Origin of the sequence: Mycoplana ramosa (assembly GCF_041930185.1) — a bacterium.
Lineage (GTDB): Bacteria > Pseudomonadota > Alphaproteobacteria > Rhizobiales > Rhizobiaceae > Mycoplana > Mycoplana ramosa.
On sequence record NZ_JBHEEW010000007.1, the window covers coordinates 99,275 to 112,447 of the forward strand.

A 13,173-nucleotide genomic window follows, 5' to 3' on the forward strand; every position below is an offset into this window, starting at 1 on the left:
TCCCCTGTTTTTCTTCGCACACCGTGCCATTGCAGCCGGCTGCGCTTCTTCGTGCGGGCATCTTCGGCTCGTCACGTCCTTCCATTGACACCATCGTTACACTTGTGGCGTAATTGTTCAAGCGTATAATAACCGTCGTTGCCGACTTTTTGTCTGGTACCGCCAAAACACCTTTCCGACCAAAGGAGTAGCAATGTCTGCGTTCGGTTCCCAGGAAATGTCGGCCCCGCTCCAACGTGTGCTGATGCGCCGTCCCGGCCCGAGTCTGGTCGCCGCAGATCCGTTGAAATGGCACTACGGACCGACATTCGACGGGCAGAAGGCGCTGCGCCAATATGCGGAATTCACCCGACTTGTGGAAAAGTCGGGGACGGAGATCATCTGGCTGGAAGATGCCGGCGACGGGCTCGCCGATGCCATGTTCACGCACGACCCGTCGCTTATGTCCGACCACGGCGCCATCATCCTGCGCATGGGCAAGCCGCTTCGGGCGAACGAGACCGAACTGCACGAGAAGGCCTATGCCGAGCGGCAGATCCCAATCCTGGGCCGGATCGAGGCGCCGGGCACGGTCGAGGGCGGCGACTGCATCTGGCTCGATGCGAAGACGCTCGTCGTCGGCCGCGGCGTGCGCACCAATCAGGAGGGGATCGATCAGTTGACCGGCCTGCTCGCCCCGCATGGCATCTCGGTTCTGGCCTATGACCTGCCGCTCTGGCAGGGCGAGGAGGCGTGCCTGCACCTGATGAGCGTGATGAGCCCGTTGGCCGGCGACCTCGCACTCGTCTTCGCGCCGCTGCTGCCGGCGGCCTTCTATCAGCTTCTCAAGAGGCGCGGCATCCGCCTGATCGAGGCGCCGGCCGACGAGTTCCATGCCAGCAACGGCCTGAGCCTCAACGTTCTTCCGACCCGGCCGAACGAGGTTATCATGGTTGCCGGCTTCCCCAAGACGAAGGCGGCGATGGAGGCTGCCGGCTGCACCGTCGAAACCTTCGAGGCCGACGCGCTCTGCATCGCCTGCGAGGGCGGGCCGACCTGCCTCACCCGGCCGGTCCTCAGGCGGGCGGCATGACGAGACGTCCCTTCCATCGCGCGCCCGAGAGCGAACGCCGACACGATCTGATCGAGGCGACGCTGGACTGCATCGCCGAATCCGGCTTGCAGGGCGCGACGGTGCGCCAGATCGCCATCAAGGCCGGAGTGACGGCCGGGCTGATCCGGCACTATTTCTCCTCCAAGGAGCATATTCTCCAGGAGGCCTACCGGGTGGTGATCGCCCGGCTGACGGAAAAGGCCGAGCGCGTGACCGGCGACCCGGAGGAGCGGCTGCGCTCGTTCATCGTCATCAACCTGACGGAACCGGTTGCGAACAGCCGCAGCTTGTCGCTCTGGGCCTCGTTCATCAGCCAGGTCAGCGTCGATCCGATGCTTTCGGCCATCCACCGCGAAGGCTACCTCAGTTTCCGCAATGCGCTGGAGGGGTTGATTGCCGACTTCCTGGCGAGCAAGGGGCAGGATGCAAGCCCGGCGCGCTGTCGGGCGCTAGCCATTGCGATAAACGGGCTGCTCGACGGCCTCTGGCTGGAAGGTTGCCTGGCGGGGGACCTTTTTGAGGAACGCGAACTGGTAAAAATCGCCCTCGATTCCGTCGAGGCGTTGGTGGGTGTGCCGATCGGTTTGCCGAAGGCAATGGAGTAGAAATGGAGAGGACGACGATGCGCTATGCATCCATCACGGATCGGCTGGCGAGCCTGGGCTCGGAGAAGTGGGCGGTACACGCGGAAGCGCGCTGTCGCAAAAGCAAGGGCGAGCCGATCATCGAACTGACGATCGGCGAACCCGATATGCCCCCGCATGAGAGCCTCATTGCCGAAGCAACGCGGGCAATGCATGCCGGTCGCTACCGCTATTCCAACGGCCGCGGCGAGCCGTCCGTGGTTGAAGCGCTGGTTCGCAAGTACAAAAAGCGCCGCGCCGATGTGACCAGCGCCAACGTGCTCTGCTTTCCCGGCACGCAGACGGCCCTCTTCGCCGTCATGCTCGGGCTTGTCGAAAAGGGCAATGCCGTTCTGGTGGGAGACCCGCTTTATGCAACCTACGAAGGCGTCATTCGCGCCACCGGGGCCGATCAGGTGACGGTGCCGCTGCGCCCGGACAAGGGCTTTCACATGCAGGCGGAGGACCTGGAGCGGGCGATCACGCCTGAATGCCGCGTGCTGCTGCTCAACACGCCGCACAATCCGACCGGCGCGGTGCTGACCGCTGCCGAGATCGCGGCGATCGGCGAAGTCTGCCGCAAGCACGATCTCTGGATCGTTTGCGACGAGGTCTATGAGGAACTGGTCTTCTCCGGCAGCTTCGCTTCCCCCTTCGATGATCCCGGCCTGGCCGAACGCACGATCGTCTGCTCGTCGATCTCGAAGTCGCATGCCGCTCCCGGGTTCCGAAGCGGTTGGGCGATCGGACCGGAGGAATTCACGAGCCGGCTGCTCTCGGTTTCCGAGACGATGCTCTTCGGTGCGCAGCCCTTCATTGCCGACATGACGGCCTTTGCACTGGACAATCCTATCGATACCTCGGCCCGGATGCGGACATCCTACGAGAGCCGCGCCGAGCGGATCGTGACGGTTCTGTCCAAGGCGCCGGGGCTGGTCCCGCTGATGCCGGAGGCCGGCATGTTCATCGTTGTCGACGTCTCGGGCACCGGCATGAGCGGAGAGGAGTTCGCATGGGCCCTGCTCGACGAGGAGCAGGTCGCCGTCATGCCCGGAGCCTCTTTCGGAGACAGGGCCGCCGACTTCATCCGCATCAGCCTGACGGTGCCGGAAGACCAGATTGAAGAGGCCAGCCGGCGAATTTCCGCCCTGGCGACGCGTTCGAATTGCAGGAAGGAAAAACGGGCATGACGAGACCAAAAACAGTCGGCGAGGCGATGGTCGATCTCCTCGAGGCGAATGGCGTCGAGGTGGTCTTCGGTATCCCGGGCGTCCACACGGTCGAACTTTACCGGGGGCTTGCCACCTCCAGGATCCGGCATATCACGCCGCGCCATGAGCAGGGCGCAGGCTTCATGGCCGACGGCTACGCCCGCGTAACGGGGAAACCCGGCGTGGCCCTCGTCATCACCGGCCCGGGCCTGACCAACACCATCACGGCCATGGCGCAGGCCCGCCAGGATTCGGTGCCGATGCTGGTGATTTCGGGTGTCAACCGGCGCAACTCGCTCGGCCACGGCCGCGGTCTGCTGCACGAGCTGCCGGACCAGGCAGCAATGATGAAGAGCTTTGCGCTTTATTCGCACACGCTGGTCGATCCCGCCGACCTGCCCTCGGTGATCGCGCAGGCCTTCTCGGTCATGGCCTCCGCGCGACCGGGTCCGGTCCACATCGAGATCCCGACGGATGTCATGCCGCTTCCGGCCGGCGAGTTTGTGGCAAAGGCGACCCGGGCGGCACGCCCCAGCCCGGATTCCACGACGCTGACGGAGCTGGCCGGGCTTTGCAACCAGGCAAAACGCATCGTGCTGATGTGCGGCGGCGGTGCTGCCTCGGCGGACAGGGCGGTGACGGCGCTGGCCGAAAGACTGGACGCTCCGGTGGTGCTGACGACGAATGCCCGCGGCATGCTGTCCGGCCACCCGCTGCGGGTGCCGGCAAGTCCGAGTCTGAAGGGCCCCCGCGCACTGATCGCCGAGGCCGACCTCGTCATTGGCTTCGGCACGGAGATGGGGCAGACGGACTACGATATGTATGCCGACGACGCCTTCCCGGTGCTGAAGAAGTTTGTGCGGGTCGACATCGACGCCCAGCAGCTGGCACGGGAGCCCCGGGCCGACCTGCCGGTGCTGTCGACGGTGCAATCGGCGATTGACGGCATCCTGCCCTTGCTGTCGGCGCATAACGCCGAGGGCGCGCAGCGGGCACGCACAACGCGCGAGGCCGCCTGGGGCGAGCTTTCGCCGAAGATCCAGACGGAGATCGGCGTGATCGGCATGATCTACAAGGCGCTGCCGGATGCGATCGTCGTTGGCGATTCCACCCAGGCCGTTTATGCCGGCAACCTCTATCTTGACGTCTCACGACCAAAGAGCTGGTTCAACGCCGCCACCGGCTACGGCGCGCTCGGCTACGGCGCGCCGGCAGCGGTCGGGGCCGCGATCGGCGCTCCCGACCGTCCGGTCGTTTGCCTCACCGGTGATGGTGGCTTCCAGTTCTCGCTGGCTGAAATCGGCTCGGCGGCGGATGCCGGCGCAAAGGTCATCTTCCTCGTCTGGAACAATGACGGCTACCAGGAAATCGAGAATTACATGGTCGAGAACGGGATCGAGCCGGAAGGCGTGAAGCCCTCGGCGCCCGACTTCCTCGATATCGCGAAGGCCTACGGGGTTCCTGCCGTCCGGCTCTCGGACGTGGCGGAATTCGGTCCTGCCTTGCAGGCGGCGGCCGGGCGAAACGGCCCGAGCCTGATCGAGATCCACCAGACACGAACCAAAGGCGCGACCGCCTGAATTCACGGCGAGACGAGCGGCGGCGCGAGTTGCCGCTCGCCTTCGCCCGCTGGAACTCCCGGCCGCTATCCGGAGCGGATCGCCTGCCAGAAGGCTTCCACGATCGGCCGGCCCGTCGCGGCGTGGCGGTAGATGCGGATCTGCGCTTCCAGGTCCCAGGCGGGATCATCGCTCGCCCGTATCAGGCTTCCTTCCGCCAGTTCCTGGCGGATGAGGCTTTCCGGCAGCCAGGCAAGCCCCCAGCCGGCCAGCGCCATCGTCTTCAGGCCGATCGAGATCGTGTTCTCGTGCACGATCCGTCGCGTGAAGGTCGGCCGTGCCGCAAAATGCTTCGACAATGCGACGCCGAAGAAGGAGAAGTCGCCATAGCTCAGGTAGGGAACGGGTTCTCCGCTTTCGATTGCCGCGTCAAGTGTCTGAACGCCGGCGTCAGCGCGGCAGACTGGAATGACCCGCTCCGTCCCAAGCACGCAGTAGGGGAAAAGCTTTGAGTCCAGCAGAAACGGCACGGCGGGGTGGGCATAGGTCAGGAGGAAATCCGCCTCTCCATCCACCAGCGTGCCGATATTGTCCTCGATCCCGCCCTTGTCGGGGCTGAGGCGGGAGCGAATGCCGCTCAGCCTCTTGGCCACGGAGTTGAGCCACTCCGGGAAGAACGTCACCGTCAGCGTGTGGAGCGCCGAAAAGGTGAGCGTCTGGTCGTTCTTGTGCGGGCGCAGTGCGTCGCGGGTGGCGTAGAAATTCCGGATCGTTTCCTGTGCGACCGGCAGGAACGTCCTTCCTTCGCGGGTCAGCTCGGCAGGAAAGGTCGCGCGGCTGACGAGCGTCACCCCGAGCCAGACCTCAAGCTGTTTTATCCGCCGGCTGAACGCTGACTGCGTGACGTTGCGCTCTTCCGCGGCTCGCGAAAAGCTGAGTGTCTGTGCGAGAGTCGTGAAATCCTCAAGCCATTTCAATTCCATGGGGCGACGTTCTCTCCTTCGTGCGGATGTGTCTTACCTATCAAAGAGCCGGAAGCCATCCTATGCAGAAAATGCATAAATCTTGAAAAACAAAGCATTGGCCAGGCAAAGGCCTTTTCCATAGCGTTCGGTCCGGGAGCTTTTCATCTCAATTTACCGAGGTTTTCGCCTTGACCAGGACCGTTTACGTGAACGGGCAGTACCTGCCCGAACACGCTGCACAGATTTCGATATTCGATCGCGGTTTTCTCTTTGCCGACGGCATTTACGAGGTAAGCGCCGTGATCGACGGCCGGCTCGTCGACAACGACCTGCACCTTGCCCGCCTGGAGCGGTCGCTCGGGGAAATCATGATTCCGATGCCGCTTCCGGTCGCCGAGATCATCAAGGTCCAGGCGGAACTGATCCGCCGCAACGATCTGCGCGAAGGCGTCGTCTATCTGCAGGTGACGCGTGGCGCGGCCGACCGCGACTTTGGCTTCGCCGAGGGCATGCAGCCGACTTTCGTTGCCTTCACCCAGGCGAAGAACCTGCGGGCTGCCGCATCGGTGCAGGATGGCGTTGCAGTGGATCTGATGGAAGATCAGCGCTGGGCACGTCGGGACATCAAGACGGTGATGCTGCTCGCGCAGGTGCTGGCGAAGAAGCGGGCGAAGGGCAGGGGCTTCCACGAGGCCTGGTTGGTGGAGGACGGCTTCGTCACCGAAGGGGCGTCCTCGACGGCTTACATCGTCACCGCAGACGGCAAGATCATCGTCCGCCCGAACTCCCATGCCGTCCTGCCAGGCTGCACGCGGCAGGCCATCATGAAAATTGCGGAAGAGCTGGGCGTTTCGATGGAGGAACGCCGGTTCACGGTCGAGGAGGCCTATCAGGCCAAGGAAGCCTTCCTCACCAGCGCATCCAGCCTTGTGACCCCGGTCATAAGATTAGCGGATCGCACGATCGCGGACGGCAAGCCCGGTCCGATCACGCGCCGCTTGCAGGCCGTCTATCTCGAGCTCGCCCTGAAGAACTCCGAGCCGCTCCTATAGACGCCAATCCTCTCAAGCGAACGACCATAAAGGAAGGGAACCATGACCATCTCCAAGATCACCAAACGCGTCGCGACCGGCGCGCTGCTCGCCGCCTCGCTGGCGCTTTCCGCCGGCACGGCAATGGCTGCGGAGGGCTACGGCGATTGCCCGCTGACCGGCCAGAAGGGCACCGCCTCGATTACCCCGGCGGTTCCGGGCCAGTTCACCGTCATCATCAACCTGCCGGCCGTCGGCCAGTTCAACGGCGACACGCCTGAGACGATCAAGGACGGCTTCGAGTTCTGCATGGCTGTCAACATCGCCCACCGCCTCGGCCTCGACAAGGTCAAGCTGGTCAACGCCTCGTTTGATTCGATCGTTGCCGGCCAGAACAAGGACTTCGACATCGCGCTGGCGCTGATCTCGGTCACCGAGCCACGCAAGAAGGTCGTGGACTTCTCCGTGCCTTACGCAACCTCCGACTACGGAATCGCCGCCAAGGCCGGCTCGACGCTGAACGAGGAAACCATCAAGACCAGCCACATGGGCACCCAGGCCGGCACGACGATGATCCCGTTCCTGCAGGAAACGCTGAAGGTCGAGAAGGTCGACGTGTTCGACGACACCGGCTCGATGTTCACCGCAGCCGCTGCAGGCAAGGTCGACGCGGTCATGACCGACCTCGGCATCGTCCTCGGGCAGGTTGCCAATTCGAACGGCAAGCTCGTCACGCTCGGCAAGTACTCCACCGGCGGCCAGACGGCCGGCATCTACCAGAAGGGCTCGCCCAACAATCCGATCATCGACAAGGTGATGGAAGAGCTGAAGGCCGACGGCACGTTGAAGCAGTTGGAGAAGGCTTACCTGTTGGAATCCTTCGGCGGCGTGTCGCCGGACGATATCCCGGCCTGGAAGCATTGAATCGAAAATAGAGAGACCCCATGACCATATCGGCTGTCGAAGCCGGGGGAGAGCGCGCCAGCAACTGGCGCGCTCGCAACCAGGTGAAAACCCACGGCAGACGCTCCCTCGTGGTGCTGATCTGCTCGATCGTCACGCTTCTGGCCGTCGTCTACACGGTCTATTCGATCCGTGACTACGTCCTGATCCAGGGCTGGACTGCAATGCCAGTCAACCTGGTCTCGATCCTTGCGGTCGTCCTGCCTGTCGTTGTGGCCGGGGTGGCGTTGCGGGCCGTATTCTTGTCGCGGCAGGCTGCCGGCTCCGCCGACATCTATCGCGGCCGCGAACTCGGCGCGAAGGCGTCCGACACCGCGTGGAAGGCGCTCGCCTATTCGGCCGCGCTGTTGATCATCTGCGCGCTCGCCGGGTTTCTCGTCGTCAACGACGCGGCGGTGAGCCGAACCTTCTTCGACGTCGGTCTGATCGCGAAATCCGCTGGCGCCGTGCTGAAGGCCTTCGGCACCAACGTCTTCATCTTCGTGGTTTCCTGCATCCTGATCCTGGTCTGGGCATTGGTCGTGGCGATCGCCCGCACCCTGCCGGGCGAGGCTGGCAAGCCGATCCGCACCATTGCCATCATCTACGGCGACCTGTTCCGTGGCCTGCCGGCGATCATCACCATCTATCTGATCGGTTTCGGCCTGCCGTTGACGGGGCTGCCGATCCTGAAGGACCTCTCGTCGAACGCCTATGCGATCATCGCGCTGACGCTGACCTACGGCGCCTATACGTCCGAGGTCTATCGCGCCGGCATCGAAAGCATCCATCCGAGCCAGATCGCCGCCGCCCGCTCCCTCGGCCTCTCCTATTTCAGGACGATGCGCTATGTCGTCGTTCCGCAGGCAGTGCGCGGCATCGTTCCGCCGCTGATGAACAACTGCATCAGCCTGCAGAAGGACACCGCGCTTGTCGCCATCATCGGCACGATCGATGCCTTCAACCAGTCGAAGATCATCGCCAGCAACTACTTCAACCTCTCCGCCGTCACCACGGTGGCGATCATCTTCATCGTCATCACCATTCCGCAGGCCCGCTTCGTCGACAAGCTGATCGAACGCGACCGCCGCAAGATGCGCTCGGGCATGTGAGGAAATCAGACATGGCACTCGTCGAAATCGACAAGGCATTCAAGCGCTACGGACCGGTCGAGGTCCTGGCCGGCATCTCGCTGGACATCGAGGAGCATCAGGTCGTCTGCCTGATCGGCCCGTCCGGGTGCGGCAAGTCCACGCTGCTTCGCTGCATCAACCGCCTGGAAACGATCCAGGAAGGGGAGATCCGCCTGCACGGCGACCGGGTCACCGGCCCGGGCGTCGACCTCGACATGCTCCGGCGCGAGATCGGAATAGTCTTCCAGGGCTACAACCTTTTCCCGCACATGACGGTGATGGAAAATGTCACCTTGGCACCGCTGAAGGTGCTAGGCATGGGCAGGAAGGAGGCGGTGGAGAAAGGGAAGGGGCTGCTTGCCCGCATCGGCCTCGATCACAAGGCGGACGAATACCCGGATCGCCTGTCCGGCGGCCAGCAGCAGCGCGTGGCGATCGTCCGCGCGTTGATGATGGACCCGACCTTGCTCCTGCTCGACGAGATTACCTCGGCGCTCGATCCGGAACTCGTTTCCGAGGTGCTGGACATCGTGCGCGATCTCGCCAAGAAAGGCATGACGATGGTGCTCGCCACCCACGAGATGGGCTTTGCCCGCGAGGTGGCCGACAAGGTCTGCTTCCTGCAGGGCGGCGTCGTCTACGAGGAAGGGCCGCCATCGCAGATCTTCGGCAAGCCGCAAGGCGAACGCACGCAGGCTTTCCTGAAGCGGATCATCGAAGCGGGCCGGCTTTGATCCGTTGCGCGGCGACCGACCGGCCGGGCCGATAAGGTTCCTCTGGCCTCTGGGTCTTCCTGATCCGGGGGCCTGTTGACGATGGCCGGCGGGCACAGCGGTCGCTTCACGCGATCCGTGAGCCGGCGCCAGCGCCATACTGGAGAGCAGAAGGGAGATGCCATGTCGATGGCAGCACGCAATTTCGGAATCGTCTGCGGGATCTTGCCGACCGGCGAGATGAACGCCATTACCGACGTGCCGGGGGTTCGCGTCGGCCACCACACGATCCGTGACGGCGACGTCAACACCGGCGTGACGGCGATCCTGCCGCATGGTGGCAATCTGTTCCGCAAGAAGGTGCTGGCGGCCAGCGAGGTGGTCAATGGCTTCGGCAAGTCCGCGGGCCTGGTCCAACTTGACGAAATCGGTACGATCGAGACGCCGATCCTGCTGACCAACACGCTCTCGGTCGGTACCTGCGTCACGGCGCTGGTGCGCGAGGCGATCGCCGCCAACCCGGATATCGGCCGCACCACCTCGACTGTCAACGCGGTGGTCGGCGAATGCAATGACGGGCCCCTGAACGACATCCAGGCGCTGGCCGTGACCGAGGAGCATGTTCGTCTCGCACTCGCGGATGCGCATGAGGGGGATGTTGCGGAAGGCAATGTCGGCGCGGGCACGGGCATGACCTGCTTCGGCTTCAAGGGCGGCATCGGCACGTCCTCGCGCCGGCTTGCCCTCGACGGCCAGGACTTTCACCTCGGTGTGCTCGTGCTTTCGAATTTCGGCCGTGTCGGCGACCTCGTGCTGCCGGACGGCCGCCGTCCCGATCCGCGCGCCAGGAATGAGGCCGAGAAGGGCTCGATCATGGTCGTGCTTGCCACCGACGTGCCGATGGAGCACCGGCAGTTGAAGCGCGTGACGCGCCGGTGTGGCGCCGGCATCGCCAGGCTTGGCGCCTTCTGGGGCCACGGCAGCGGTGACATCGCCATCGGTTTCACGACCGGGGTGACCATTGACCACGACGACTCCAAGGACTTTTTCCCGATGACCGCGCTGAACGAGGATCGGATCGACATGCTCTTCCGCGCCGCCACCGAGGCGACGCAGGAGGCCATCCTGAACTCGCTGTGTGCCGCCGAAGCCTTTCGCGGGAGGGGCGGGACCAAGCGGGCATCGTTGGCGGACTGGCTGCGCCAGCAGGGCTGATTGTCAAAAAAAGCCGGCGGGCGAACCCGCCGGAATTTTGCTCGGTCTCCAATCCGAGCAGGTGCAGTGACAAGCACCGTTAAAATGACGGTTGAAAGGCGCCATTTGTTCCCGGCATCATCCAAAATGATGAAGCTGGTCGGCGTCCGGCCGATGCCGATGTGCCTGGATAGGTCGCATGCATGACTTTACTCGCGTGATTCGTCAGAGGTGTTGCCGCAAGCAACCGTCGATGCGTTGAAAACCTGCGCTTTGCCGGTACCCTTCAATTACATTCTGCGCGCGTGGCGGAGCGCTAAGGCGCTGCGCTCATGGACTTGCCCAACACGGGACGCGTGGCCGGTCGCTTTGGCGTCCACGGCACGATCAGATGGAAACTTCAGCGTGATTCCGAACGCCAATCTTCTGGGCCATCTGCCCAAAGATTGACGGCAAACACGGAAGGAGCGTCGGCGCGATGCCCAAGAACGCGAGGTCTGGTGTGAGCGGCCTCGACGTGGGTGCGTTCCTCATCTGTGCAGCGTGTGCCGTCGGGCTTGTCTTCCTGATCGCGGCGCGCTCCTCGTCCGAACTCGTCTTCGTTCTGCCGATTGACAGGACCATCGATGTACACTCGGCGCAGGCGTTGAGGGTACGGTTTGCCGACTTCACGACGGGCGAGGATATTGGCGCGTCGTTGCGCAAGAGGGGCGGAGAAGATTTGCCGCTGTCGATTGACATCGACAAGACCCGGAAACTGGTCACGGTCAAGCCTATGTCGCCTCTGGAAGGGGCCGCCGAATACACACTCTGCCTGTCGCGTGCGACCAAGAGGTCCGTCTTCCGCCAGATGATCGAGGACTGGTTGCCGAGCGCCAGTTGCACCTCGTTTACAACGCGCGCCGTTGCAGCGGGAATCCATCAGGACGGTGCAGCCGGCCTGATCGTCGTTGGAACGGACAACACCTACGCCGCCTACTATGAGGAGATTCTGAAGGCTGAGGGGCTCAACCTCTTTGATTCGGTAGCGCTGGACCGTTTCGATGCCGAAATGCTCAAGCGTTATTCGACGGTCGTTTTGGCCAGTTCCTCTCTCCCGTCGGCGCAGGTTCCGTCACTGGTCGAATGGGTGCGGGCAGGGGGCAGCCTGGTCATGATGCGGCCGGACAATGACCTGCTTGCCCTGATGTGCCTCGAAAAAGACGGGACATCGCTTCATCAGGCCTACCTGCGGGCAACCCCGGGGGTCGAGGCAGTCAAGGCATTCGCGAGCCACCCGTTACAGATCCACGGCGAGATTGACCGGTTGCGACCGCGGACGGCTTGTGAGGCAAGACCGGTTGGCGGCGGCGGTGTATCGGAGCAAGCACCGCTCACCGTTGCCGCCCTTTCCGAGGGGGCTGCTTCGCCGCTTCTGGCGCCGGCCATCGCCATGCTGCATGTGGGCCAGGGCACCCTAACGGCGTTCGCATATGACCTCGCCCGTTCGATTGCCTATACCCGCCAGGGAAATCCCGACTGGGCGGGCCAGGACAGGGACGGCCAGGCGCCGCGCCGTCCGAATGACCTGTTCTACCCCGATCATCTCGATCGGGAGCTCATCGGCGTGCCGCAGGCGGATGAGCATCAGCGATTGTTCGCCAACATCACCCTTTCGGCGACGGCGATGCCGCTTCCCCGCTTCTGGTATCTGCCCGGAGACCGCCGCGCTGCAATCGTCATGGTTGGCGACGATCACGCGACCCGCAATGCCACGGCGACCCTTTTTGCAAAACTTGTCGAACTGAGCCCCCCGAACTGCAGCCTGAAGCGCTGGGCGTGCTTGCGTGCGACGGCACTGTTGACGCCGAGGACCGAGATCGCGCCTGCGCTCGTCAAGGCCTATCACGATCAGGGCTTCGAATTCGGGGTGCATGTGGATACCAGATGTAAAAACCTCGAAACCAAGGCGCTTGAAGGACTGCTCCGCCGACAGATGAGTGAATTCAGGGCCAGGTACCCTTTCCTCGGACGGCAGCAAGTCCAGCGCTTTCACTGCATCGTCTGGAACGGCTGGACGGAGTCGGCCGAGGTGGAGGTCGAAGCCGGAATCCGCTTCGACATGAACTATTACAACTGGCCGCCCGCATGGCTCGACGGACGCCCCGGGTTCATGACCGGGTCAGCCTTGCCAATGCCGTTCGTGACGGAGGACGGAACCGTTCTCGACATCTATCAGGCGGCCACCCAACTGGTAAATGAAGACCAGGTTCCCCATGTGTTCGGCGTCAGGACCATGCTTGACCGGGCAACCGGAGCCGATCAGTTCTTCGGCGCCTTTGTCACCCACTACGACTTTTCCGACGATTACGCCGATATACTGGTCGACGAGGCCAGACGGCATAATGTGCCGTTGATTTCAGCGGAGCAATTGCTGGTCTGGGTCGATGGTCGCAACCGGTCGCGTTTCGCCGACCTCGACTGGCAGGATGGCGTGCTGCGCTTCAGTCAACGTCTGGCAAAAGGGGCCGAGGACGCCTTCGTGCACCTGCCCCTGCGCGCGACGGCGGGGCAATTGCTTGGCGTCCGCTGCAATGGCCAGTCGATCGCCTTCCGGGTTCAGGAGATCAAGGGGCTGCCGGTCGCCACCTTCCCGGCCCATGCCGGCGACTGTACGGCAACCTATGGCGGCGGCGGTGCAAGCTGACGCCTGTCGAACTCGCCCGCTGT

11 protein-coding genes are annotated in these 13,173 nt (G+C 63.5%); 10 read left to right on the top strand and 1 reads right to left on the bottom strand.

Going from position 1 to position 13,173, the window contains the following annotated elements; all coding sequences use genetic code 11:
- Positions 1-193 precede the first annotated feature (193 nt).
- From JNC62_RS10820 to JNC62_RS10835, 4 genes are read left to right on the top strand one after another with little or no spacing between them, the layout of a single operon-like run.
- Positions 194-1,072 carry a dimethylarginine dimethylaminohydrolase family protein gene (locus tag JNC62_RS10820; RefSeq protein WP_374838614.1) on the top strand — a complete coding sequence of 293 codons (879 nt, stop codon included), beginning with the start codon at positions 194-196 and terminating at the stop codon, positions 1,070-1,072.
- Positions 1,069-1,698, top strand: coding sequence for a TetR family transcriptional regulator C-terminal domain-containing protein (locus JNC62_RS10825; RefSeq protein WP_374838616.1), 630 nt, complete (start codon positions 1,069-1,071; stop codon positions 1,696-1,698). Before JNC62_RS10820 ends, JNC62_RS10825 begins: the two co-directional genes overlap by 4 nt.
- Before the next feature lie 17 nt (positions 1,699-1,715).
- Entirely contained in the window at positions 1,716-2,906 is a 1,191-nt protein-coding gene (locus JNC62_RS10830) for a pyridoxal phosphate-dependent aminotransferase (protein WP_374838618.1), read from the top strand.
- Positions 2,903-4,507 (top strand): 5-guanidino-2-oxopentanoate decarboxylase, encoded by a 1,605-nt coding sequence (locus JNC62_RS10835; protein ID WP_374838620.1) that lies wholly within the window; start codon positions 2,903-2,905, stop codon positions 4,505-4,507. Before JNC62_RS10830 ends, JNC62_RS10835 begins: the two co-directional genes overlap by 4 nt.
- Before the next feature lie 65 nt (positions 4,508-4,572).
- Here JNC62_RS10835 and JNC62_RS10840 read toward each other — a convergent pair whose 3' ends face one another.
- Positions 4,573-5,469 carry a LysR family transcriptional regulator gene (locus JNC62_RS10840; protein ID WP_374838622.1) on the bottom strand — a complete coding sequence of 299 codons (897 nt, stop codon included), beginning with the start codon at positions 5,467-5,469 and terminating at the stop codon, positions 4,573-4,575.
- Positions 5,470-5,639: 170 nt separating this feature from the next.
- Between JNC62_RS10840 and JNC62_RS10845 the strand changes: the two genes are divergently transcribed.
- From JNC62_RS10845 to JNC62_RS10870, 6 genes are all read left to right on the top strand, one after another.
- A complete protein-coding gene (locus JNC62_RS10845; RefSeq protein ID WP_374838624.1) occupies positions 5,640-6,503 on the top strand; it encodes a D-amino-acid transaminase in 864 nt (287 codons plus the stop codon).
- A gap of 42 nt (positions 6,504-6,545) precedes the next feature.
- The gene (locus JNC62_RS10850; protein ID WP_374838626.1) at positions 6,546-7,406 is read left to right on the top strand and encodes an ABC transporter substrate-binding protein; all 861 of its coding nucleotides are present in this window, start codon (positions 6,546-6,548) and stop codon (positions 7,404-7,406) included.
- Between the two features lie 20 nt (positions 7,407-7,426).
- Positions 7,427-8,536, top strand: coding sequence for an amino acid ABC transporter permease (locus tag JNC62_RS10855; protein WP_374838628.1), 1,110 nt, complete (start codon positions 7,427-7,429; stop codon positions 8,534-8,536).
- A gap of 11 nt (positions 8,537-8,547) precedes the next feature.
- Positions 8,548-9,291: an amino acid ABC transporter ATP-binding protein gene (locus JNC62_RS10860; protein WP_374838630.1), complete on the top strand. Its 744-nt coding sequence runs from the start codon at positions 8,548-8,550 to the stop codon at positions 9,289-9,291.
- Positions 9,292-9,453: 162 nt separating this feature from the next.
- Positions 9,454-10,485 (top strand): DmpA family aminopeptidase, encoded by a 1,032-nt coding sequence (locus tag JNC62_RS10865; protein ID WP_374838632.1) that lies wholly within the window; start codon positions 9,454-9,456, stop codon positions 10,483-10,485.
- 457 nt (positions 10,486-10,942) lie between these two features.
- On the top strand, positions 10,943-13,150 hold the full coding sequence (locus JNC62_RS10870; RefSeq protein ID WP_374838634.1) for a hypothetical protein: 2,208 nt from the start codon (positions 10,943-10,945) through the stop codon (positions 13,148-13,150).
- Positions 13,151-13,173: the final 23 nt, after the last annotated feature.